This window comes from Caloramator quimbayensis, from assembly GCF_900167605.1.
Lineage (GTDB): Bacteria > Bacillota > Clostridia > Clostridiales > Caloramatoraceae > Caloramator_B > Caloramator_B quimbayensis.
The window spans coordinates 112,333-136,970 of the sequence record NZ_FUYH01000003.1 but is presented as its reverse complement, the minus strand read 5'-3'; the positions used below and the strand labels follow the sequence as shown (position 1 = coordinate 136,970).

18 protein-coding genes are annotated in these 24,638 nt (G+C 31.3%); 17 read left to right on the top strand and 1 reads right to left on the bottom strand.

Going from position 1 to position 24,638, the window contains the following annotated elements; genetic code table 11:
* Positions 1 to 77: 77 nt before the first annotated feature.
* From B5D15_RS02820 to B5D15_RS02745, 16 genes are all read left to right on the top strand, one after another.
* The gene (locus B5D15_RS02820; protein WP_078695587.1) at positions 78 to 1,028 is read left to right on the top strand and encodes a carbohydrate ABC transporter permease; all 951 of its coding nucleotides are present in this window, start codon (positions 78 to 80) and stop codon (positions 1,026 to 1,028) included.
* Positions 1,025 to 1,843, top strand: coding sequence for a carbohydrate ABC transporter permease (locus B5D15_RS02815; RefSeq protein ID WP_078695586.1), 819 nt, complete (start codon positions 1,025 to 1,027; stop codon positions 1,841 to 1,843). The genes B5D15_RS02820 and B5D15_RS02815 overlap by 4 nt, the downstream gene beginning before the upstream one ends.
* A 13-nt stretch (positions 1,844 to 1,856) precedes the next feature.
* Positions 1,857 to 4,100: a glycoside hydrolase family 2 protein gene (locus tag B5D15_RS02810; protein WP_078695585.1), complete on the top strand. Its 2,244-nt coding sequence runs from the start codon at positions 1,857 to 1,859 to the stop codon at positions 4,098 to 4,100.
* Positions 4,101 to 4,230: 130 nt separating this feature from the next.
* Positions 4,231 to 5,118 carry a DMT family transporter gene (locus B5D15_RS02805; protein ID WP_078695584.1) on the top strand — a complete coding sequence of 296 codons (888 nt, stop codon included), beginning with the start codon at positions 4,231 to 4,233 and terminating at the stop codon, positions 5,116 to 5,118.
* Positions 5,119 to 5,140: 22 nt separating this feature from the next.
* On the top strand, positions 5,141 to 5,896 hold the full coding sequence (locus B5D15_RS02800) for a TSUP family transporter (protein ID WP_078695583.1): 756 nt from the start codon (positions 5,141 to 5,143) through the stop codon (positions 5,894 to 5,896).
* Positions 5,897 to 6,078: 182 nt separating this feature from the next.
* Positions 6,079 to 7,020 carry a phosphodiester glycosidase family protein gene (locus B5D15_RS02795; protein WP_242948676.1) on the top strand — a complete coding sequence of 314 codons (942 nt, stop codon included), beginning with the start codon at positions 6,079 to 6,081 and terminating at the stop codon, positions 7,018 to 7,020.
* A gap of 11 nt (positions 7,021 to 7,031) precedes the next feature.
* On the top strand, positions 7,032 to 8,009 hold the full coding sequence (locus tag B5D15_RS02790; protein ID WP_078695582.1) for a hypothetical protein: 978 nt from the start codon (positions 7,032 to 7,034) through the stop codon (positions 8,007 to 8,009).
* A 221-nt stretch (positions 8,010 to 8,230) separates the two neighbouring features.
* The gene (gene hutH, locus B5D15_RS02785; protein ID WP_078695581.1) at positions 8,231 to 9,757 is read left to right on the top strand and encodes a histidine ammonia-lyase; all 1,527 of its coding nucleotides are present in this window, start codon (positions 8,231 to 8,233) and stop codon (positions 9,755 to 9,757) included.
* A gap of 61 nt (positions 9,758 to 9,818) precedes the next feature.
* Entirely contained in the window at positions 9,819 to 11,069 is a 1,251-nt protein-coding gene (hutI, locus tag B5D15_RS02780) for an imidazolonepropionase (RefSeq protein WP_143287175.1), read from the top strand.
* Positions 11,070 to 11,079: 10 nt separating this feature from the next.
* On the top strand, positions 11,080 to 11,586 hold the full coding sequence (locus B5D15_RS02775; protein ID WP_078695580.1) for a GAF domain-containing protein: 507 nt from the start codon (positions 11,080 to 11,082) through the stop codon (positions 11,584 to 11,586).
* A gap of 513 nt (positions 11,587 to 12,099) precedes the next feature.
* On the top strand, positions 12,100 to 12,957 hold the full coding sequence (locus B5D15_RS02770; RefSeq protein ID WP_078695579.1) for a 4Fe-4S binding protein: 858 nt from the start codon (positions 12,100 to 12,102) through the stop codon (positions 12,955 to 12,957).
* Complete coding sequence (locus B5D15_RS02765) at positions 12,944 to 13,429, top strand: hypothetical protein (protein ID WP_078695578.1); 486 nt, start codon at positions 12,944 to 12,946, stop codon at positions 13,427 to 13,429. The genes B5D15_RS02770 and B5D15_RS02765 overlap by 14 nt, the downstream gene beginning before the upstream one ends.
* Before the next feature lie 170 nt (positions 13,430 to 13,599).
* The gene (locus tag B5D15_RS02760) at positions 13,600 to 16,686 is read left to right on the top strand and encodes a PD-(D/E)XK nuclease family protein (RefSeq protein WP_078695577.1); all 3,087 of its coding nucleotides are present in this window, start codon (positions 13,600 to 13,602) and stop codon (positions 16,684 to 16,686) included.
* Positions 16,683 to 19,901, top strand: a complete 3,219-nt coding sequence (locus B5D15_RS02755) for a UvrD-helicase domain-containing protein (protein WP_179122170.1) — start codon at positions 16,683 to 16,685, stop codon at positions 19,899 to 19,901. The genes B5D15_RS02760 and B5D15_RS02755 overlap by 4 nt, the downstream gene beginning before the upstream one ends.
* Positions 19,902 to 20,331: 430 nt before the next feature.
* On the top strand, positions 20,332 to 21,090 hold the full coding sequence (locus B5D15_RS02750; protein ID WP_078695575.1) for a hypothetical protein: 759 nt from the start codon (positions 20,332 to 20,334) through the stop codon (positions 21,088 to 21,090).
* A complete protein-coding gene (locus B5D15_RS02745; protein WP_078695574.1) occupies positions 21,077 to 21,667 on the top strand; it encodes a hypothetical protein in 591 nt (196 codons plus the stop codon). Before B5D15_RS02750 ends, B5D15_RS02745 begins: the two co-directional genes overlap by 14 nt.
* A gap of 172 nt (positions 21,668 to 21,839) precedes the next feature.
* Here the strand turns inward: B5D15_RS02745 and pdaA are convergent, their stop codons facing one another.
* Positions 21,840 to 22,742 (bottom strand): delta-lactam-biosynthetic de-N-acetylase, encoded by a 903-nt coding sequence (pdaA, locus tag B5D15_RS02740; protein WP_078695573.1) that lies wholly within the window; start codon positions 22,740 to 22,742, stop codon positions 21,840 to 21,842.
* Between the two features lie 106 nt (positions 22,743 to 22,848).
* On the opposite strand from pdaA, the gene B5D15_RS02735 reads away from it, so the two are divergent.
* Positions 22,849 to 24,579 (top strand): Eco57I restriction-modification methylase domain-containing protein, encoded by a 1,731-nt coding sequence (locus B5D15_RS02735; RefSeq protein WP_078695572.1) that lies wholly within the window; start codon positions 22,849 to 22,851, stop codon positions 24,577 to 24,579.
* The last annotated feature ends 59 nt before the right edge of the window (positions 24,580 to 24,638 follow it).

The window sequence follows — 24,638 nt, the reverse complement described above, 5'->3', positions numbered from 1 at the left end:
TAATAGTTATGCTTTAAAGAGGAATAATACTTTGATTTGCTGTATTATTCCTCTTTTTAAAAGGGAGAGGTGATTTTATGGCAGAGATTACTCCAAATAGCTTGAAAAAAAACACTAAATTTTTTAAAAGGAATAAGTCCTTTGAAAGAAGTCTTAATATTTATGGATGGATATTTGTTTCAATCGCAGTTATTCTGCTTGCAATCTTTCTTTTTTATCCTATAGTTAATTCACTTATTCTATCTACAATGTCATCAAAGGGAATAGTACAAAAATTTGTTGGACTTAATAACTATAAAAAACTTTTTCATGACGAAGTGTTTCTAACTGGACTTAAAAATACATTTATATTCTTTATAATTCAGGTTCCAATAATGCTTCTTTTAGCATTAATACTTGCAGCAATACTTAACGATAAGACTATAAAATTCAGAGGGGTTTTTAGAACTGGAATATTCCTTCCTGCAGTAACTTCTCTTGTTGCTTATACAATACTTTTTAAAATGATGTTCAGCCTTGATGGATTTATAAATAAAGGTCTTTTAAGTATGCACATTATAAAAAATCCAATACCATGGCTTATGGACCCATTTTGGGCAAGGGTTACAGTTATGATTGCTATGACATGGAGATGGACAGGTTACAACATGGTTTTTTATCTTTCGGGCCTTCAAAATGTTCCTGATGAACTCTATGAAGCGGCTGATATCGATGGAGCAAGCAAAATGCAGCAGTTTTTCCATATAACTATACCTATGCTAAAACCTATAATCGTGTTTACATCGGTTATGTCAACTATAGGTACACTGCAGCTCTTTGATGAGCCCATGAACTTTTCACAGGGAGGAGTAACGGGAGCAACGATAGGACCAGGAAACTCTCTTTTAACGATGTCGGTATACATTTACAACCTATGCTTTAAATATATGCCTAACTTTGGATATGCTGCAGCTGTTTCATACGTTATAGTATTTCTTGTAGCCATACTTTCCATTATTCAGTTTAAAGTGGCAGGTGATAAAAAATGAAGGTAAAAAGAGTTGTAGGGAGAATATTTGTATATCTTTTTCTTATTATAGCATTTGTAGTATCGGTTTTCCCATTCTATTGGATGATAACAGGTATGACAAATACTGCAGTTGATGTTATTAAAGGTAAAATGACCTTTGGAAGTCATCTTATAGATAACTTTAAAGTTCTATTTACCACTTATAATATAAAGAGGATATTTTTTAATTCTATAAAAATTTCAGTTTTAACTACAGTTGGAACTTTAATAATATCTTCAATGGCAGCCTATGGATTTGAAGTATATTCTTCAAAGGCAAGGGAAAAAACCTATGCAGCTATTATGCTCTCAATGATGGTACCCTTTGCTGCACTTATGATTCCTCTTTTCAAATTAATAGTTAAGTTCCATCTTATTAATACTCATGCAGGGCTTATTTTAACATCGCTTGCATCGGTTTTTATTATATTTTTCTTCAGGCAGAGTTTTAAATCCTTTCCAAAAGATATTATTCAAGCAGCAAGAGTTGATGGAGCAGGAGAATTTAAAATATTTACATCTATTGTTATGCCATCAATGAAATCAACCTATGCAGCTGCAGCAATTTATGCCTTTATGACAAGCTGGAACTCATACCTTTGGCCTTTAATTGTTCTTCAAACCGATAAGCAAAAGACAATGACGCTTTTAATTTCTTCAATGTCTTCGGCGTATTTTCCAGAATATGGTGTTATAATGGCAGCTATCGTTCTTGCAACACTGCCTATGATTATAATTTTCTTTACTCTGCAGAACTATTTTGTACAAGGAATGACTGGTTCAATAAAACAATGATAGGAGGCAGCTTATGAGGAAAATATTATCTTTAAACAACAACTGGTATTATAAAAAAGGGTATGAAGAAGGAGACGAAAAAATTAATGGCTTAAAAGGCTTTGAAATAGTCAATCTTCCCCACACCAATGTAGAACTTCCATATAATTATTTTGATGAAAAGATTTTTCAATTTATATCCTGCTATAAGTATCCATTGATTCTTTCAGAGGAATTTAAGGGTAAAAAGATATATATTAAATTCAATGGAGTTATGGCATATGCAAAAGTGTATTTAAATGGTGTTTTTCTTGGAGAGCACAAGGGAGGTTACACACCCTTTGATGTTAGAATAGATGAAGCTTATGATTTTAATAGTGATGATAATATTTTAACTGTAGTTGTAGATTCAACTGAAATGCCTGACATACCTCCCTTTGGAGGACAAATCGATTATTTAACCTATGGAGGAATTTATAGAGAAGTTGAACTCTTTGCCTTTGATGATTTATTTATTGAGAATATAAAAATAGAAACTGAGAATATACTTGAAGAAGAAAAATTAGCAAATATTAGCTTGTTTATAAAAAATTATGGCATTGAAAGAGAAGCAGACTTTAAAATTGAAATCAAAGAGAGGAAAGGTAAAACTGTATATAGCAGTATTTTTAAATCTGAAGTTTTAACTGGGGATAATTTACTTAAGTTTGAAATAAACGGACTAAAATGCATAAAACTTTGGGATATTGATAATCCTAATTTATACGAATTAGAGGTAACTTTAAACTCTATAGAATGCTCTGATAAATATATAGAGATATTTGGATTTAGAAAAGCTGAATTTACACCCGACGGTTTTTACCTAAATGGTAAAAAAATTAAATTAATTGGACTCAATAGACATCAATCATATCCTTATGTTGGATATGCTATGCCAAAACGTGTTCAGGAGAAGGATGCCCTTATTCTTAAAAATGATCTTCATGTCAATATTGTTCGTACATCCCACTATCCACAGTCAAAACATTTTTTAAATAAATGTGATGAAATAGGACTTTTAGTATTTGAAGAAATGCCAGGATGGCAGCATATTGGAGATGATAACTGGAAACAAGTAGCTGTAGAAAATGTAAAAGAGATGATACAAAGGGATTGGAATCATCCATCTATTATTCTTTGGGGCGTTAGAATAAATGAATCATTAGATGATGACGATTTTTATACAAAAACAAATGAAACAGCTCACAGCCTTGATTCAACAAGACAAACAGGAGGAGTAAGATATATAACAAATAGTAATCTTCTTGAAGATGTCTATACAATGAATGATTTTATACATGATGGTATAAACGGACCTTTAAGAAATCAGAAGGAAGTTACAGGGCTTAACTATAATGTACCTTATATGGTAACTGAATTTAACGGTCATATGTATCCAACAAAAAGGTTTGATCAGGAAGAGAGGCAGATGGAACACAGCTTAAGACATCTTAGGGTTCAAAATGCATCCTTCTTAGATGAAAATATCTGCGGGGCAATAGGATGGTGTGCTTTTGATTATAATACTCATAAGGATTTTGGCTCGGGAGACAGGATATGCTATCATGGGGTTATGGATATGTTTCGTGTACCTAAATTTGCATCCTATGTCTACAAATCACAGATTTCTCCTGAGGTTGAAGCTGTACTCGAACCCGTTACCTTTTGGGCAAGGGGAGAGAGAAGCATAGGAGGAATAATTCCACTTGTAATATTCACAAACTGTGACTATATTGAATTTAAGTATGGGGATAATCCTCCGAAAAAAATATACCCCAATAAAGAGAAATATAAAGGCATTCCTTATCCACCTGTAATAATTGATTATTCAGTAATTACTCCAGAGGAAGCAGGTTCTTGGGGAATGATTTGGGAAGATGCTGTAATTACTGGATATTACAAAGGAAATATTGCTGCTGAAAAGAGATTTAGCAAAAATCCTCTTCCAACAAAACTTTATGCAGAGGCGGATGATATAAACCTTAATTCCTATGAAAAGGATGCAACAAGAGTAGTCGTTAAAGTGCTTGATCAGTATGATAATATTCTTCCATTTTTAGATGAGATAATAAAAATAGATGTAAAAGGCCCAGCAAGGCTTATTGGTCCTAATGAGGCTGTAATTAAAGGCGGGGCATTTGCCTTTTGGATAGAAACTATTAACGAAGCTGGCGAAGTTTTAATTACAGTAAAATCTCAAAGGCTTGGAGAGAAAAAGATTACAATTTATATAAAATAGTATATTATATTTATGCTCTGTTTTAATGTATATTTGTATTTTATCATAAAACAGAGCTCTTTTATTTGAGAAAAGTTAAAGAAGGTGATAAAATAGAGATTGTATTATAAATGTCTATAGGGGGATTAAAATGAGACGCAGGGGGGAACTTTTTGTATTTATTTCTGCAACAGGTTTTGCATTAATGCCGGTTTTTGCAAAGCTTGCTTACAGGTTTGGAGTTAATGTTTCAACTGTACTTTTTTTTCGATTCTTTATAGCCATAGCGATAATCTGGGCATATATTTTTATTAAAAGAATAAGCTTTAAAATTAATTTAAAACAGGCAATGATACTTTTAATACTTGGATCAGTATTATATGCTGGTTCTGCAATTACGGTATTTAGTTCATATAAATTTATATCAGCAGGCTTTTCGGAGGTTCTTCTCTTTACATATCCTGCTATGGTTTTAATTATTTCTGTGGTTTTTTTAAAAGAAAAGATTGAAGTTAATAAAGCCTATGCAGTGGTTTTATCCATAATGGGCACAGTACTTGTTGCATATACTCCAGGACAGGTAATAAACATAAAAGGCATTATTCTTGCTCTTTTAGGGGCGCTTTTTTATGCAGTTTATGTTATAGTGATAGGACATGGAAAATTTGAAGGTATACATCCTGTTGTCATGACAGGGTATGTTATTTTCTTTGCTTTCATAACCTTTATGGTTTTTGCACTTTTCCAAGGAGGCATAGCGGTAAACTTTAGCGCCAATGCTTGGATGTGTATTATACTTATGGCCCTCTTTTCAACGAGTATTGCTATATTTGCCTTCTGCCTTGGCGCAAAAACAATAGGTTCCTGCGGCGCTGCTATTGTAAGCAGCATAGAACCAGTTGAAGCAATTGTTTTTGGATATATATTTTTAAAGGAGAGCCTAAACCCTATTATGATAATAGGTGCGCTGATTGTTGTTATGGCTGTTGTTTCAATATATATATTTGAGCCATATCAAAGGGTTAATGTAAATACCTAAAGATTTAAAAGCAGGTGAATATATGGTTATAAAAATAATATTTCTTTGTATTGCTGGATTTGCAGCTGCTTTTATAGATTCTATTGCAGGCGGCGGCGGAATAATAAGCGTTCCTGCATATCTTATTGCAGGAGTACCGCCTCATTTTACTCTCGGTACAAACAAATTTTCTTCAACAGCAGCATCCCTCACGAGTTCGGCAAAGTTTGCAACAAGTGGAAACGTGAATTTTAAGCTAATGAAATATATCGCTCCATTTACACTGATTGGAGCAGTTATTGGGGTAAACACTGTAGTTAGAATCAATCAAAAATATTTATATGTTTTAGTGCTTATTCTTCTTTTAGCTGTTGGAATATACAGCCTTTTTTCTAAAACAATAGGAGAGGAAGATAAGTTTAAAGGTTTTACTAAAAAAAATATTTTATTAGGAATTTTACTATCTTTTTCTCTCGGATTTTATGATGGTTTTTTCGGCCCTGGAACAGGCTCTTTTCTTATGTTTGGTCTAATAGGGATATATGGATTTGATTTTGTAAAGGGCGCAGGAAATGCGAGGTTTTTAAACTTTATAAGCAATATAACATCTCTTTTTATGTTTGCATTTTATGGGAGGATAAATTATATTATTGGTATTCCTGTCGCTGTTTCAATGATTATAGGTGCAAGATTAGGTACTCTTATAGCACTTAAAAAAGGTGTAAAACTTATAAAACCAATTTTCGTATGTATGTCACTCGCTGTTGCATTAAAGATGCTGTTAAACATAATAAAATAGCATAAATTTACGTTAAACCATAGAATACTGGTGAACTTTTTAAAGCAACCAAAATTTCTATGGTTTTTCTATATAAAAATTTATATTATTTTAACAAAATCTTTATTGAATAATTTTAGATTTAATATAAACTAATAGAATGTAAAAAAATATTTTATTTTTTATTTTCAGGGGGAGAGAACTTGAAACTATTTAAGAAAGTGATGTTTTTTTTAGTATTTGAATTTATATTCTGTACAGCCTTTGGAACCTATTTAGTGTTTTACGGGCCCTTTAAGAATATTAGAAATACTATAGTTACCTCCGCAATGACAACGATGAATCATAAATATATAGCAAAACTCTTTTTAAATGATAATGAGATAAACAAGATTATGGATGAAAATAAAGTAGATTCTCCGACAGAGAGCGAAAATGAGGATGCAATAGAGGTTAAATACAGCAGCAATAATGTTGAGTGTATAAATATTGAAAGCAGCAGATATAAGGGCTATTTGTTAATTGTGGACAACCCAAGAAGGGTTAGAATTGGGACATCTTCGGATCTTGGGAAAAGAGGGGAAACTTTAGGACAAATATTAAAAAGATATAATGCAGCAGCCGGCATAAATGCGGGAGGCTTTAGCAATGCCATGACAGGTACAGGGGGAATACCATCAGGTATTATAATTGAAGATGGCAGAATAAAGTTCATAGATGATGAAAAGACCTTTAACATAGTTGGATTTAATAACAAAGATGTGCTTATAGTAGGTCAATATAAATATGATGAAATTGAAAATTTGAAATTAAGAGATGCGATTTCCTTTGGCCCTGCACTTATAGTTAATGGTAAGCCTATGATTAAAAAAGGTGACGGGGGATGGGGAATTGCTCCAAGAACAGCAATAGGACAAACTCAAGACGGGAAGGTGCTTCTTCTTACAATCGATGGAAGGCAGAAAGACAGTCTCGGAGCTACTTTAAAGGATGTTCAGGACATACTTCTCGAATACGGTGCGTATAATGCTTCCAATCTTGATGGAGGCTCTTCTGCAACTATGTATAACGATGGAAAATTAGTAAACAAACCCTCGGATATATTAGGTGAAAGAGCAATTCCTTCAGCATTCATTGTAGAATAGGATGTGGATATATGTTAAAAAAGCTTCTTATATATATTTTAATAGGTATAGGATTGACCTTTATGCCTTTGTGCTATGTTAATAATATCATCCTTGGGGATAGTAAAGTAATAAAAATGAAGGGAAATACAAAATCTATCTTAAATTTTAATAAAAATGAGACTGTTTTGCCTGAAGGCGCTAAATATGTTGCTGCAACCTTTGATGGGAATTATGTTACCTATGTAGATTCGGACAAACTTTATATAAAAGATATAAAAACTGATAATGTTTATGATGTTGTAGAAGATGATGTTCCTATAATATATTCTTTGCCTCTTTCGGATAGAAATATTGTTATGTATATTACTTATGATGATGAAAATCTGGCTATAAAAACCTATGACATAGATAAAAGGGAAAGCACAGAGCATAAAGCCTTTAAAGCAAGTAAGATTGAAGAAATCTGTGATGTGAGATATTCAAGCTATACTAATATGATTTATATAAATGCTAAAACTAAAAACTTTGGTATTTCTAAAAATAATATATATAGAGTGGATATCATGAAAAATGTTTCAGTATATGCAAAGGGTAAAAAAATAGAGGATATACAGCTTTTAAATAATAAAGATGCCCTTATTTATGAGGATATCGATAATAAAGTACACATAAAATCTAAGATTTTTAAATATGAAGATAATAAAAGATTTAAGCTTCTTGGAGTTGATGAGGAGGATAATATATATCTGCTTTCTTTGGATAAAGAGGGAACTGTTTTTGTTGTTAAGGACGGAAATGTGGTAAATGAAAGGCATATAGAGGATTTATCCTATGAAAGCGTATTTAATAGAGATAATAAAGTTTTTCTTGTTTATAAGGATTATGTTTATGATGTTGTAAATGACAGGACGATAAAAATAAAACCTGATTCAACTTTAGTTGATATTAAGGATAATCATGTTGTTTATAAATGTAATGACAATAAGATAGTGGTAGATAAAATATAAAAGGAACATAAATTTTTGGGAGACTTATAAACCCCATAATACTGCATAGTCAATCTTTTCCGCTTATTAAGAAGATTTATATTGACTTTAGCAGTATTATGGGTTTTTTTTAATCGCTTTAACATGATAATACCTTGAAAATATTCAGACAATTCAAAGTCTAACAATTATTTAATATGAATGATATAATTAGTTTAAGAAGTCATAAAGGGGGTAATATTTTGAATAAGGTAATTATAGATGGGCAAAATCTTAAAATTGAAGATGTGGTTAATGTTGCGAGAAACGGTTATATAGTTGAGCTTTCAGGGGAAGCTAAAGAGAGGATAGAAAAGGCAAGAGCTCTTGTAGATAGATTCGTTGAAGAGGGCAGGGTTGAATATGGAATTACAACTGGATTTGGTAAGTTTTCCGATGTTGTAATATCTAAGGACGATGCTAAAAAACTTCAGAGGAATTTAATAGTTTCCCATGCCTGCGGCGTTGGAGAAGAGTTTGATACTGAGATTGTAAGAGCTATAATGCTTCTCCGCGCTAATGCACTTTCAAAGGGATACTCAGGGGTTAGAATTTCAACGGTTAAAACTTTAATAGATATGCTCAATAAAGGGGTACATCCTGTTATATATGAGAAAGGCTCTCTGGGGGCAAGCGGAGATTTAGCACCTTTATCCCATATGGTTCTTGTTATGATTGGAGAGGGAGAGGCTTATTATAACGGAGAGAGGCTTTCTGGAAAAGAGGCTATGGAGAAAGCAGGTATTGATATAATTGAGCTTGTGGAAAAGGAAGGACTTGCACTTATAAATGGAACTCAGGTCATGACAGCGGTTGGGGCTCTTACGATTTATGATGCTGTAAATATTTCAAAGACTGCAGATATAGTGGCATCTATGACTGTTGAAAGTTTAAAGGGAATAACGGATGCTTATTATCACAGGGTACATGAAGTGAGACCGCAGAAAGGTCAGATTAAATGTGCTAAAAATCTTTTAACTCTTTTAGATGGAAGCAGCCTTACAACAAAGCAGGGAGAGATAAGGGTACAGGATGCCTATACATTAAGATGTATACCACAGATACACGGTGCAAGCAAGGATGCAATAGAATATGTTAAAAGGGTTGTTGAAACTGAAATAAACTCTGCAACAGATAATCCTTTAATATTTGAAGACGAGGATAGGGTAATATCTGGGGGAAACTTTCATGGACAGCCTATGGCTCTTGCAATGGACTTTTTAGGGATTGCCTTATCGGAGCTTGCTAATGTTTCTGAAAGAAGAATAGAAAGGCTTGTTAATTATCAGCTTAACGACCTTCCACCATTCCTTACCAAAAAGGGAGGACTAAATTCTGGATTTATGATAGCTCAATATTCAGCAGCAGCTCTTGTTTCTGAGAATAAGGTGCTTGCTCACCCTGCATCCGTTGATTCTATACCATCCTCAGCAAATCAGGAGGATCATGTAAGCATGGGAACAATCGCTGCAAGAAAGGCAAGGAACATATTATACAATGTTTCAAGGGTTCTTGGAATAGAGTATCTTGCATCATCTCAGGCTCTGCATTTTAGAGGGGATGTAAAGCTTGGAAAAGGTACACAAAGGGCGTATAATCTTATAAGGAAACACATTGAGCCTTTAAATGAAGACAGAGTTATGTATGTGGATATAAACAAGGCAAGCAGCCTTATAACATCGGGAGAACTTGTAAGAACGGTTGAAAATGAAGTTGGTGAAATATTATAATAAATATAAAGTTTATTATTGGGTGGGAAATCTCACCCAAAATTTTTATAGGAGGTGCAGCATGGCTGATATAATAATTAAAAATGCAAGAATACTTACCTGCAAATCAAATGGACCTAAAATAAAAGAACATATGCAGGACCTTGGTATAATAGAGAGAGGCTTTATAGCAGTTGAAAATGGAATAATTCAGGAAGTCGGGGAAGGCGATGGAGAAGAGTTCTGTGACAGGCATACTGAGATTATAGATGCAGAGTATAAAACTGTTCTTCCAGGATTTGTTGATCCTCATACTCATCTTGTACATTACGGTTCAAGGGAAAATGAAATTGAATTAAAGCTAAAGGGAGTACCATATATAGAAATACTTAAAATGGGCGGGGGAATTTTAAGTACGGTTAGAGCTACAAGAGCTGCATCCTATGATCAGCTTATGAAAAAGATGATAAGAAGTCTTGATATTATGCTTCTTTGGGGGACTACAACGGTAGAAGCAAAGTCTGGATATGGACTTAATTTTGTAGATGAGGTTAAATGTCTCGAGGTATTAAGGGACTGCACACACCCAGTAGAAATTATAAGAACCTATATGGGAGCCCATGCTGTACCAGAGGAGTATAAAGATAATAGAGAAGGTTACATAAATCTTATGACTGAACGCATTATTCCCTATGTTGCAGAGAAAGAACTTGCTGAATTTATAGACTGCTTTTGTGAGGAAGGAGTTTTCTCTGTTGAGGAGAGCGAGAGGATACTTTTAAAAGGGAAAGAGCATGGACTTAAAATAAAAATACATGCGGATGAAATAGAGCCTATGGGCGGTGCAGAACTTGCAGGAAGAATTGGTGCGGTGTCAGCAGAACATCTTATTGCAGCATCTGATGAGGGAATTGAAGCTATGAAGGAAGGAGGAGTAATTCCTGTACTGCTTCCTGGGACATCCTTTTATTTAAGGCTCGGAAAATATGCAAGAGGCAGAAAAATGATTGATATGGGACTTCCTGTTGCACTTGCAACAGATTATAATCCGGGCACATGTCCTACAGAATCCCTTCAAGGTATTATGGTATTTGCATCTATGGGAATGGGCTTGACGCCTCAGGAGGTTATAAACGCCATGACCATAAATTCAGCCTATGCTATTGACAGAGGAGATAAAGTAGGAAGCATTGAAAAGGGTAAGAATGCGGATATACTTATTATGGATGCTCCTAATGAGAATTATATAATATATCATTTTGGAATAAATCACGTTAACACAGTAATTAAAAATGGTAAAATAGTAGTAAAAGAAGGAAGACTATGCTATTAAGGAGGATACTATGGAAAATTTAGGGAAAATAAAGGCTGATACTAAAGAGAGTTTCTATGATATGCTTTTGCCTGCTTTGGAAGGGCTTATTTCTTCTGAGGAGGATTCTCTGGCAAATATATGCAATACAGCCTCCCTTTTATATAATAATCTTGATGATATTAACTGGGCAGGGTTTTATATAATGAAGGACGGAGAATTAGTATTAGGACCCTTTGGAGGGAAAATTGCCTGTGTCAGGATTAAAGTAGGAAGGGGAGTGTGCGGAAGTGCAGTTAGAGATAAAAAGACCTATGTAGTTCCAAACGTTCATGAATTTGAGGGGCATATCGCCTGTGACAGTGCTTCAAATTCTGAAATAGTAGTTCCTATTATAAAGGATGGAATATTATACGGTGTTTTGGACATAGACAGCCCGATTTTCAACAGGTTCGATGAAGTGGATAAAATATATCTTGAAAAAGCTGTTGAAGTAATGAACAAATATATAAAGTGGGAAGAGATTGCGAGAGTATAAAAAATTAAGGAGACATACATAAACAAATCTGCCCCACCAATAAACCTAAACCAAGCTAAAGTAGCCCCAAAATAGGCAGTTCAGTTATGGAAGGCTCTTTGTCAATAGTTGGGACAGGTATTCAATTAGAATACCTGTCCTAATTTTTTTTAAAATTTAAAAAATAAAATTACAAAAACCCTATCCTGCTTGGCAAAAATGATAGGAATTTTTTGTGTAATAAAATGGGAGCTATATAGATATTGGGTGGATTTTGGAGAAAAATTTTTATGCAATTATTTTTCATAATAAAAGAAAGTTGAAAAAATCAACTTCACAAAATCTACACAGAACTCACATAAATTAATCACAATATGAAACTATAATCAAAGTATAAGATAAATCAATAAAATTTAAGGTAGAGTGCAAAAATGGGGCAGAAATAGGACAAGGAGCGTGAAATGGAATAGTAAATGGATACGATATTAAACAATTGAGTGTGGAAGCAAAATATTTAAGAAGGTGGTATATTAAATGACAAAGATTAAATCAATGGAGAAAAGCAGAAATATAAAAATTAGATTATTTGTTCAAATATTTTTCTTTGCTACGATTTTATTGACTGCACTAAATGAATATCTTTCCAGGAAGAATATAACAATACCATTTATCTCAAAAGCATCATTGCATGGATTGTGTCCATTTGGTGGAGTAGTATCAATATATAAGTTCGCAACAGATGGAAGTTTTGTTCAAAAAATACATGAATCCTCATTTGTTATGCTTGGAATAGTAATATTTTTATCTATATTATTTGGATCAGTATTTTGCGGATGGGTATGCCCTTTAGGTTCAGTTCAAGAATGGATAGGAAAGATAGGTAAAAAGATTTTTGGTAGAAGGTATAATATTTTTATACCTAATAAATTAGATAAAAAGCTAAGATATTTAAGATACTTTACATTTATTTGGATAGTATATGTTATAGGTAAAACAGGTAAATTGTTATTTAATGATATAGACCCTTATTATGCACTATTTAATTTTTGGACAGGCGAAGTTAAAATACAAGCAATAGTTTTATTAATAGTTGTATTGGTATCATCACTTTTTATAGAAAGACCATGGTGCAAATATTTATGTCCACTTGGTGGATTTTTAGGGCTATTTAATTTTATAAGTATATTTAAAATTAGAAGAAATAAAAATATATGTATTTCTTGTAAAGTATGTGATAAAGGTTGTCCTATGAATATTGTGGTATCAGATAAAGATTCTATAAAAGACCATCAATGCATTAGATGTTTAAAATGTACTTCAGATGTTTTATGTCCTGTTGAAAATACAGTCAATTTAAGCACAAAGGGTGGTGATATGGATGAAGTTAAATAGCAAAATTATTGCAATTAGTATATTTATAATAATATTTGGAGGAGTTGGATTGGCAAAATTAGCCGGAGTTTGGAAAACAACTTCAACAAAGATACCAAGAAAGATTACTGAAGGTAAATCATCAGGTCAGCTTAATCCAAATGATATAAAGGGTTCATATACATTTAAAGATGTTGTTAATAATTTTAATATACCGGAAGAAGATTTAACTGAATCATTTTTGATAGATAAAAACCAAATTGATACATTTAAGTGCAAGGACTTAGAGGCAAACTTTATAGATACTCAAGGTAAGGATATAGGAACTGGTGCTGTTAGGGCTTTTGTTGCATTTTATAAGGGTATAGATGTTGACTTAACTGAAGAAGCATATCTTCCAAAACAAGCAGTTGAAATTATATTAAAAAACGGGAAGCCGACTGAAAAACAAATAGAATATATGAAAACACATAGTGTAGAAGTAAAAAAATAAAGTTATAAAGTAGTTGGTTTATATTTTCTAAAAATATGTTCGAATAATAATTTTTTATAGAAGCTGTGAGGGCAGGTATTTGTTAGATACCTGCCTTAATATTGCTTTTTTACAGCTATAGACATACAATGTAATTAAACTGGAAAATTTTAATATGCTGGGGTGATATTTTGTTTGAAAAAATAATAAATTCAGTAAAAGGAAATAAAAGGGTTATATATCTTGCTCCAACAAGAGAACTTATAGAATTTGTTAGAGGTGAAATTATAAGCAGATTAGGCTCATTATATAACGTTGATGTTATAACCTTTGATGACTTATCAAGAAGGATTTCAAAAAATCAATTTAGCAGCTATGAATTAATCTCCTATGAAGCATCCCTTGTGCTTGTTGAGGAGATATTAAAAGAGCAAAAAGATAATATTAAATATTTCAATAAAGTATACAATAAAAAAGGCTTTGCAGTAAATGCACTTAATGCAATAAGGAGTTTAAAAAAGGAATATGTTGATATAAATGAATTTAAAAATATGATAAACTCCATAGGAGATGATGTATTAAAAAGAAAAACAGAGGATTTAGTAACTATATATACATCATATAAAGAGAAACTAAATTCGTTAAACCTTTTAGACATGGACGATGTAATAAAGATTGCAATAGAAAATGTAGATAAAACCACATATTTTGAGAATGTATCTTTATTTATTATTGATGGATATATTGATATATTTAAAACCGAGAAGAAACTACTTGAGGCAATAAAAAATAATTTTAGTGAAATTGAGTTTATATACCATATTCCTCTAAATGTCCCCTATGTACTTAACTTTGCAGAAAAAGAAGCTTTAGGTTTTTTAAAGGAACTAAAATTTGAAATTAATGATGATGATTTTTTAAATACAAAATATAGATACCTTGCCGAAACATTATTTACCGACAGAGCATTAGATGAGACTTTTGATGTTAAAATGCTTGATGCTCCCTGCATTGAGGATGAGGTAAGGCAGGTGGCGTCAAACATAAAAGAACTATACAAAGAAAAAAGAATTGAACTTGATAAAATAGCAGTAATAGTTCCAGACAGAGAGGAGTATGAGGATATGCTACTTGAAGTATTCAATGAATATGGAATTTATATCTCCTTAAGCGATACAGAACTTCTCTCTAAAATACCATTTATAAAAACTATTATGGCACTGCTTCGACTTAAAAATGAAAGATATAATAAAAACCTTTTAGAGGATATAGTAGCAAGCCCATACCTATCTATTTCTGAAGGATACGATGTTTTAAGGGTTTTAGAAAGATATTTTAAAGGGAAAGATACTTCTGCTTTCCTTGAAAAACTTTTAGAGGAATTTAAGGTTAAAAATGAAGATGAAGAACAGCAGAGAGAATATACAGAAAAAATACCAAAATTGAGAGAAAGCTATGTTAAATTTGAAAATATGATAGATGAGAAACTGTTAAAAATAAAGTATAATGCAAGTTTTGAAGAATACAAAAATGCAGTAATTAATATATTAGATGAACTTGATATTAAAAAGAGAATAATATGCCTTTATAAAAAAGCAAAAGGTAAGATATCACAGGATATAATGCTGAGAGATTTAAAGGCTTTGTTTGGATTCATTGAATTGCTTAATAATCTTGATGAAGTATATAAACATCAAACTTCAGAAATAGACTATTCAGAGTTTTTAAATATATTAGATGAAAATATAACTGCTGCGACGGTTACTTTAAGCCCTAAAAGGAGCTATGGTGTTAAGGTTCTAACTCCAGATTTAATAAGGGGAACAAGCTATGACTATGTATTTATAATGGGACTTAATGAAGGAAAGTTCCCTAAACTTTCAAAGGCATCAGGAATATATACAACAAAGGAAAAGGAGATAATCTATAGGCAGGGAGTAAACTTTGGAAGCAGCATATTTGAAATGGAGAAGGAAAAGATAAGATTTATAATGTCAATAGCCTCTTCAAAGGAAGGATTATTCCTATCCTATAGAACTTCAGGTGAGGATGGTTCATATATTTCAAAGTCCCAGTTTTTAGATGAGGTTATATATAAACTTGGACTTAAAAAACAATTTGAGGAAAGAAAAGTTAGAACTATGAGGGATAGATTCAGCTTAAATAAAATCTACAGCAAAGATGAGATTGTTAAACGATACTGTATAACGAAGGATAATAAAATAAAGGAAAATTTTAAAGAAGCAGCTTGTTTTGATACAGCAATCAAAATAGAGGAACTTAGAAATAGTAGTAATTTTACAGAGTATGATGGACTTATTGATATAAATAAAATGAAGGATAGCAATAAAAGAGATGTCTTTAGTGCTTCAAAGATAATGTCTTATAACAAGTGCCCATTTAAGCATTTTATAGAGGATGTACTTAGCATAAGAAAATGGGAAGATGATGTTTATTCAAATTTAAACTTCGGAAATATATATCACTATGTACTTGAAAACTATTATAAGGATTATATAGGAAAAGAACTTGAATATAAGGAAGATAAAATAGAAGGACTTGCCAACGAAGCCTTTGAAAATTATGGTTTAGTTTTAGATGATAACTTTACAGGCATTACAAAGGAACAGCTTCTAAAAAACATAAAGAATTTTATTAAGGTTGATGTAGAATATAAAAACGAAATTAAATTTAGGCCATACTTTATAGAAAAAGAGTTTGAATTAGATGATTTAATTCAAGGAATAAAGATAAAAGGAAGAATAGATAGAGTTGATATGGAGTATGATGGAGACAACCCGACAGGAAGATATATAATACAGGACTATAAGATATCTAATGCAAAGGCTTTAGGGGATATGCTAAAGGGAGAGGCTATACAGGTGGTACTTTATTATTATGTAGTAAACAGCATTTTAAAAGATGTATTAGAAAAAACTCCAGAATGTCTCGCTTTAGTTTACTATGACATTAATGCTACTATAGAAAACAATAACAAAAAAATTAGTGGAATTATAGTTGCAAAGGATAAAGATGAATTAAAAACACTCAAAACACATCATCAAACAAGAACCGTTGCAAGGGAAAACTTTGATGTTGTTTTAACTCACATAACAGAAAACTTTATTAAAGACAGCATAGAAAATATTAAAAAAGCTGTATTCACTCTTACTAAGATATGCGAAATACAAAGTGCTTTTAATTTAAGCTGTGATTATGAAGACGTGTGCAGGTATAACAAACTTAGGCTTTTAAATAAATGCGAGGTGGAAATATGAACATAGAAGAAATAAAGAATGTATACGGGGTTAATGATGAGCAGGCAAGAGCCCTTGAGATAGGTAAAAACATCGCCCTTCACGCTGGGGCAGGCTCTGGTAAGACAAGGGTTTTGACAAGAAGGTTTTTAAGGCTTCTTCTTGAGGGTGGTGCTGATGTAGATGACATTGTAGCTATAACCTTTACAAAAAAGGCAGCCCTTGAGATGAAGGAGAGGGTTATAGATTTAGTAAATAAGTTTATAGAGCAGGAAAAAGACAGTAAAAAAAGAGAGGATTTAAGAAGAATAAAAGAAAAACTACCTCTTGCCAATATATCAACCTTCCACAGTTTCTGCGATACAATTGTTAAAGAGAACTACTACATTATTGGAATAGAGCCTATGTATCAAATTATTGAAGAGGTTGATACTTTAACTTTGCTAAACAGGGTATCGGATTCGGTTTTTGATGAGTTTATTAGTTATACTGATAATACAGAAAAACTTGAAATATTGTCTGAGGTTTTAGGTATTGATTATTTAAGCAGAAAGAAAATAATTGAAGATGTGAAATACCTATATCAAGAAATTAAAACTAAGGGAGACAGTATAGAAAAGGCAAAGAAATTTACAATGGATAATATAAAAAGGTTTAATGAATTAAGTACTAAAGAAGAAGAGAATAAAAAGGGAAGTAAATCAAAAAAGGCAGACGTAGAAGATTTAGAGAAACTTCAGGCAATCATTCACCTTGTTATGGATTTAGTAGAGGCGGTAGATAGAAAGTATCAAGAAGAAAAGACAAATTTAGGAGTATTAGATTTTAATGACCTTGAAAAATATACTCTTGAAATACTTGAAAATGAGGAAATTAGAAATAGAATAAAGGAAAGATATAAATATTATCTTGTGGATGAGTTTCAGGATACAAATGATGTTCAGCTAAAAATTTTAAACTACCTAACAGGGGAAGAAAGTAAAATAAAGGAGGGTAAACTGTTTGTTGTTGGAGATATAAAGCAGTCTATTTATCTTTTTAGAGGTGCAAACTATAAGGTATTTGAGGATGTTACAGATAAAATAAAAGATTCAAAGGGAGAAAAACTAAACCTTTCAACAAACTACAGAAGCCACGACAAAATTGTTGGTATTATAAATGATATGTTTAAAGATTTAATTGAAGGATATGAACCTTCAAATGAGTCAAAGGGTGTAGAAGGTGAGGCAGGATTTGATTTTTGTATTTTAGAAGCAGAAGAAAGGGATAAATTTGATACAAGACAGCTAAAGGAAAGAAAAGTAGAATTAGAAGAGCTTAAAGTGCTTTTAGAAAAAGAGGACAAAGATGAAAAAAGGAGAATTGAAGCTGAATATGTAGCAGATAAAATATTAGAACTAAATGAAAAGGGAATAGAATATAAGGACATTGCAATTTTATTTAGGGGAAGAAGCAGCGTATTAGAGTTTGAAAACTCCTTAAAAAAGAGGCAGGTACCCTATACGATTCTTGGAGGAATAGGATATTTTGAAAGACAGGAGATAAGGGATTTAATAAATATAGTAAGGTTTATTTATAGATATGAGGATAAATTATCATTCCTTGGTGCGTTAAGAAGCCCATTTGTTGGGCTTTCAGACAATGAGGTATTAGATGTTTTCAACATAATAAATGAAAATAAATATATAACTTCTGCAAAGGACTATAACGATAAAGTAAAAAAATTATTCGAACTTAAAGAAGAGGCTCCTTTATACAGCGTATCAAACTTTTTAAATAAATTAGATAAGGAACTTAAAATAAAAGAAATATTTCTTCTTCAGGAGGATGGGGTACAAAAGTATAGAAACTTTGAGAAGTTTTTAGAGATTGCAGAGGAGTTTGATAGCAAGGGAATCTACTCATCAATTGAGTTTGCTGACTATTTAGAAAACCTAATTGAAATTTCAAACAAAGAATCACAGGCTTTTTTAGATACAGAAAACAGCAATGCAGTAAAGATAATGACAATACATGCATCAAAGGGACTTGAGTTTGAGGTCGTATTTATACCTTCCCTTGATTATGAAATAGAAAAAATTAATAAGAAAAAATTTGTTTACGATAAGTTCGCTGATGAAAAGGGGAAATATGGTATAGTAATAAATCACCATGCAATAAAAGATGATTTATATAAATACGTTGATGCTAAAAGAAAAGAAGAGGAAAAGAAGGAAGAAATAAGAGTATTCTATGTCGCTGTAACAAGAGCAGTAAGATATATATCTTTAAGTGCTGTTAGGAAAAAAAGCGAAAAAACATTGATTAATCATTTGTTTGATAGAGGAGTTGATTTAGAAAAATACGTTGCAGAAGTGAGCTCATTTAATGACAATATAAATGAAAAAGATGAAGAAGACAGATTTGATATGGACAGGGCATTGGAAAACATAAACCTTAAAATAGACTACATACCAAAATCAATATTCAGCATATCGAGATATATGCTCTACAAGGACTGCCCAAGAAAATACTTTTTTAGGTATGTTGCAAAAATAGACGAAGGTTTATTAGATGTTGACTTATTTAATAAAGAAGAAAAAGAGGAACAAAATGAAGCAGAAATAGTAAAAAGTATAAACGCAGCAGCACTTGGAAGCTTTGTCCACAGCCTTATTGAGGATGTATCAAAGGGATATGAAGTAGATATTGAAGATAGGATAAATAGAGAGCTGTACGAAATTTCAAATGAACAAAAAGAAAAAATAAAATCAATGGTACAAAACTTTGAGAAAATAGAAAAGGATATAAAAATAAATGGAGAAAAAATATTATCCTGTAAAGAGTTTAATTTTAGAGTACCTCTTCCAAATGCAGATATTATTTTAATGGGAATAATCGATAGATTGGATATATATCAAGTTGGTGATGCTAAAAAGGCAGTTGTTATCGACTATAAAACAAACAAGGTTAATGGTGAAGGTGATAAAGGGAGAATAAAAAATCATTACCTTCCCCAGTTTACAGCCTACAGCTTTGCTGTAAAGAAAATGTTTAATATTGATATTGAAAAGATGTATTTGTATCTTCTTGATATAGGAGAGTACATCGAAATTAATTTAAAGGATGAAGATATAGAAAAAGACATAGAGGATATAGTTAAAGTATTCAACTTTATGGAATCAAATACAGATTATGATAAATTTGATAGATGCGAAAACTGCTATTCTTGTAATTATAAATTTGTTTGTGAATAAATATAATTTGAAAAATGCCTTATAAGGGCATTTTGTTTTATATACTGCTATACACTGGTAGGAAAATAAAAGTTTGATGAAGTTTTTATATAGAGAATTTAGATATACAATTATCTGATTATTGTTAAAAATTATAATATTTATATTATTGAATAGTTGCTTATTAAGATAGTAAGAATTATAATAAATGTAATATTTGGAAAAATATATATTAATATAAAGAGTGATATTGTGAAAAAACCACAAGTTGCACCAATTTTATTTGTTATATTAAAGCTAACAATATTCTCTGATTCTCAATTATATACATATGGTTGAGAATATTAATGCAAATGTAACAAACTAAAGAATTTGTGAGATTGGTGTTAGTGTAGTTTGGCAGACATTTTAACTGTAACAAATTAAAATAAAATTCTTGAGAAGGTGTATTATGAAAAAATTTATTTATATAGTTGTCATAACTTTGTTAATGACATCTTCACTTTCTATTGTGTATGCTTATGATAATATGGGTTACACAAAATATAATCAGAATAAATGTGTTCCATATAGCGAGGAAAATGTTAAATTATATGAAGAAAAGGCTGCTAATGAGATAAAAATATTTAAGGATAATAAAACTATAGATACTTACCAACCAAGTTCTGTAGAACCCAATGATGGGACTGTAAATATTATAACAACATCACCTTGGACTAGCGGAATAACTTATGAGGATGGGAGTAAATATAGTAATATTTTGAGTAATATAATAAATATTAGTTTGACAATATCCAGTTATTTTACAAAAACAGTATATAATATAGTAAAGGATGTAGCATTAATTGCATTTGGTATGAGATGGGATGAAGTTGAGGTTTCTGCTCCTGGTTCAGCTAAATTAATGCATTCTTATTCTTATATAGATAAATTAGGTAAAGTATGGAACAGCAGTACAAGAGAATGGGTATTGAAGGTTGATATTCAAAAGAGACAATGGTATAGACATGAGTATGCATCTTTTAAAGGGAAAGATGGGTATACACATTCTGCAGCGGTAGATTATATTCCAACTTTTGGATATGGGCCAATTCATGAAGAATCAAAAGCATATTTTGATGATAATACTTTTATAAGCAATACAGCCCGTGAACTTTATCTTTATAATAGACCAACATATTACGATGTTTATACGTATGTTGGTTACTAAACAAGATAAAACAAAGAAAATTTTAATAATATTTTTTTCAATTTTATTATTATTGATAATATCAAAAATTTTGTTTGGTCTTTATAAAGATAAAGTAGAAAATATTAAAACGGGTGAAGAAGTTCAGGTACAATATGATATGGAACAACCTAAAAATGTTATGCTTGAGGATTATAAAAAAAGTAATAACTTTATATATGACATGCAAGTAACTTTAGATACAAAGGAGAGTTCTAAAAAGCATTATAGAGTAATATATAAATTGAGAGTGACACCAAAGAATAATAATATATATAAAGATATGAGAATAAGTGTATTTTTGGATGAGACTATGAAGAATGTTTTTGTTGTTCAGAATTTTTTAGGTTTTGGTACGGACATAAATGATAAACATACAATAGATGGCAAAAATAATAAAGGTATTGAAGTGGCAAGAGCAACATATTTAAGCAAAGAATTATCTAAGGATGAATTAGTAAAGAAGCTTACTTCTGATATAAAAGTTAAAGTAGTATGGAATGAAGGAATAGAATGGGTTAAAATACCTGGAAATGATATAAAATTTATAGAGAGATGATTATGCTAAATTTATAATCTATGAATTCAAGTATAGTATAGAGCTATTATTTTAAAAATTTCCTAGATTAAATTTGAAATTATTTGAATAGAAATTAAAATAGAACCAGTGGGAGTTTAACGGTTTCCTGCTGGTTCTATTTTGTAAATGTCTGTAAATAGTCAGCTGTCTTTTATTTTAACTCATAAAGCGTTCCAAATCTGTATCCTTCTGATTTCAACTCTTTGATTACAGAATCGAGAACGTTTGCGTTGGTCTTTGATACTGCATGAAGAAGCATTATTTCACCGTTGTGTGACGAAGACACTATTTTATCATGAGCATACTTTTCAGTTGGCTGCTCATCTACAAGCCAGTCTTTATATGCAAAACTCCAAAATACTGTTTTATATCCAAGTTTTTGAGTTAGATAAAGAACCTTTTCGCTGAATTCACCCTTAGGAGGTCTGAAGAACTTTGGCATATCAAGTCCTGTTATTTCTTTAAATAAATCCTCAAGCCCTGCAAACTCTTTATTAAAAGCATCGATGCTATTTGCTTTTGAGGGCATTGAAGGATGGGTTAAACTATGGCTGCATACTAAATGACCTTCTTCAACCATTCTTTTTATTAATTCCGGCTGCGATTTTATATAATGGCCGGTTACAAAAAACGCAGCCTTTACATCGTTTGCTTTAAGGACATCGAGTATAACTGAAGTATAGCCCACTTCATAACCTTCATCAAAGGTTAAGTATATAACCTTTTGTGATGTATCTCCAAGATAGTAACCTGAATATTTATCGAGAATAGCTTTATGCTCTTTAGGAATTGATGGAGGTACGTGATTTTTATTGGGACCAAGTCCCCAGGGTATTGTTTTATTGCTTAGATTGACATTTAAATCGATGTTTGAAGGGGCCAAAGTTTTGCTTGCGTTGTAGTTATAAGCTGAATTCAAAGTTTTTGGAAGATCAGGCTCTTTTATTTGTGACATTGGTATATCAGGGAAGGTTTCAGGCAACTTAGAAACTTTTTTACATGAACCTGTTAGTATAAGAAGTACTGCTAAAAATAATGCTGATATTTTTTTCATGCTGATTCCTCCTCATATTTAATATAACCACAATATAAAAAATAATGCTACTTACAATTTAGGCTGGATGGTATAATAAAGGCATAAAACTTTTTCGGAGGTCAAAATGATTAAAGAATTTAAGCAGGATGTTAAATCTATATATGAATCTATTATAAATTTTAAAGATGCAGATATAGAAGGATTTAAACAAAAATGGGATGTTAAAAATTATATCGCTGATGTATATCAGACCCTTTCAAAAAAAGAACTTAAAAAGGAAACAGGAAGCTTTTACACACCCATTGAAATAGTTGAATTTATGACGGATAGAATAGTTGAGGAAATAAATTTTAATGGGAAGCTGAATTTTAAAATAGTTGATCCTTCCTGTGGAGGAGGATACTTTTTAATTCGAATTTTTGAAAAGCTTAAAGAAAAAATGAAATCTATTGGTACTCAAAATATTGATGAACATATAATTAAAAATAATATATATGGATATGACATCGATGAATATGCAGTTATGATAACTGTTATTGAACTTTATGAAAGAGGCGGATATGTTCCAAAGAATATAATTTTAGGGGACTTTTTAACTTCAGACCTTCAAAAGTTTGATATAGTAATAGGAAATCCTCCCTATATGGGGCACAAGATTTTAACGGGAGAGTACAGAAGCATGCTCTATGAAATGTATGGTGAAGTATTTTCTGACAAGGCGGACCTTTCATACTGCTTTATAAAAAAATCAATTGATGCATTAAATGAAAGAGGAAGGCTTGTTTTTATAACATCGAGGTATATGCTTGAGGCTCTAAATGCGGAGGGTATAAGAAGATATATAAAAAATAAAATAAGAATTAAATCAATTGTTGACTTCTATGGAATAAGGCTAATAAAAGGGGCTGGAGTTGATAATATTATAATAGATTTTGTAAAGGATGATAAAATTGAGGATATTGAATACTTCAGACTTTTGGAAAAGGCAAAAGGAAAGGGCAAAAGAGTATTTCAAGATATTAATGATGGAAGATGTGAGTTTGTAAAAAATATAATGGTTAATGCAAATAGTCTTGAGGATAATGGCTGGATTTTTTTAAGCAAAAGTGAAAGAGAAGTATTAAATAAGATAAAGGGAATCTGTATATCTGATATATGTGAAAGCTTTCAGGGAATAATAACAGGATGCGATAAAGCCTTTGTACTTAAAAAAGATTTAGCAAAAAAACTTAATATAGAAGAAAATCTTTTGAAGCCTTGGATTAAAAGCTCAAATATTGAAAAGTTTATGGTTATGCCTTCTGATGATGTTATTATTTATTCCAATATTATAGATGACATAAATAAATATGAAAAGGCCATTAATTTTATTGAAAGATTTAAGCCTGCTCTTGAAAATCGCAGGGAGTGCAGAAAAGGAGTTAGAAAATGGTATGAGCTTCAATGGGGAAGAGATGAAAGCATATTTGAGAATGAGAAAATAATATTTCCCTATAAATCATCTTCAAACAGGTTTTCCCTTGATTTTGGCAGTTATTTTAGTGCTGATGTTTATATGATTAAAATCAGGGACATGTTTTTAAAAACTACTTCCTATAAATATCTCTGCGGAGTTTTAAACAGCAGCATATATGAATTTTATATAAAGTCTATGGCAAAGAAGCTTGGAGATAATATGTATGAATACTACCCAAACAAGATAATGAGCATTAAAATTCCTCAGTATATAAAGGAGATTGAAGATGAGGTAAATAATTTTAAAGAAGATACTATATATAGAATTGATATGATTTTGTGTAAAACTTTTGGAATAACAGAAGATGAATATGATATTATAAGGAGCTGGTGCTCGTGATTTTAGTTTTGCTTTTGCAAAACTTTTTTTGTTTTTTGTATTTAATTTTTTAGAAAATG

Bases quoted from the DNA above. Each gene is read 5' to 3' on its own strand.
- B5D15_RS02820 (WP_078695587.1), top strand. From the start codon at position 78: ATGGCAGAGATTACTCCAAATAGCTTGAAAAAAAACACTAAATTTTTT.
- B5D15_RS02815 (WP_078695586.1), top strand. From the start codon at position 1,025: ATGAAGGTAAAAAGAGTTGTAGGGAGAATATTTGTATATCTTTTTCTT.
- B5D15_RS02810 (WP_078695585.1), top strand. From the start codon at position 1,857: ATGAGGAAAATATTATCTTTAAACAACAACTGGTATTATAAAAAAGGG.
- B5D15_RS02805 (WP_078695584.1), top strand. From the start codon at position 4,231: ATGAGACGCAGGGGGGAACTTTTTGTATTTATTTCTGCAACAGGTTTT.
- B5D15_RS02800 (WP_078695583.1), top strand. From the start codon at position 5,141: ATGGTTATAAAAATAATATTTCTTTGTATTGCTGGATTTGCAGCTGCT.
- B5D15_RS02790 (WP_078695582.1), top strand. From the start codon at position 7,032: ATGTTAAAAAAGCTTCTTATATATATTTTAATAGGTATAGGATTGACC.
- hutI (WP_143287175.1), top strand. From the start codon at position 9,819: ATGGCTGATATAATAATTAAAAATGCAAGAATACTTACCTGCAAATCA.
- B5D15_RS02775 (WP_078695580.1), top strand. From the start codon at position 11,080: ATGGAAAATTTAGGGAAAATAAAGGCTGATACTAAAGAGAGTTTCTAT.
- B5D15_RS02770 (WP_078695579.1), top strand. From the start codon at position 12,100: ATGACAAAGATTAAATCAATGGAGAAAAGCAGAAATATAAAAATTAGA.
- B5D15_RS02765 (WP_078695578.1), top strand. From the start codon at position 12,944: ATGAAGTTAAATAGCAAAATTATTGCAATTAGTATATTTATAATAATA.
- B5D15_RS02755 (WP_179122170.1), top strand. From the start codon at position 16,683: ATGAACATAGAAGAAATAAAGAATGTATACGGGGTTAATGATGAGCAG.
- B5D15_RS02750 (WP_078695575.1), top strand. From the start codon at position 20,332: ATGAAAAAATTTATTTATATAGTTGTCATAACTTTGTTAATGACATCT.
- B5D15_RS02745 (WP_078695574.1), top strand. From the start codon at position 21,077: ATGTTGGTTACTAAACAAGATAAAACAAAGAAAATTTTAATAATATTT.
- pdaA (WP_078695573.1), bottom strand. From the start codon at position 22,742: ATGAAAAAAATATCAGCATTATTTTTAGCAGTACTTCTTATACTAACA.
- B5D15_RS02735 (WP_078695572.1), top strand. From the start codon at position 22,849: ATGATTAAAGAATTTAAGCAGGATGTTAAATCTATATATGAATCTATT.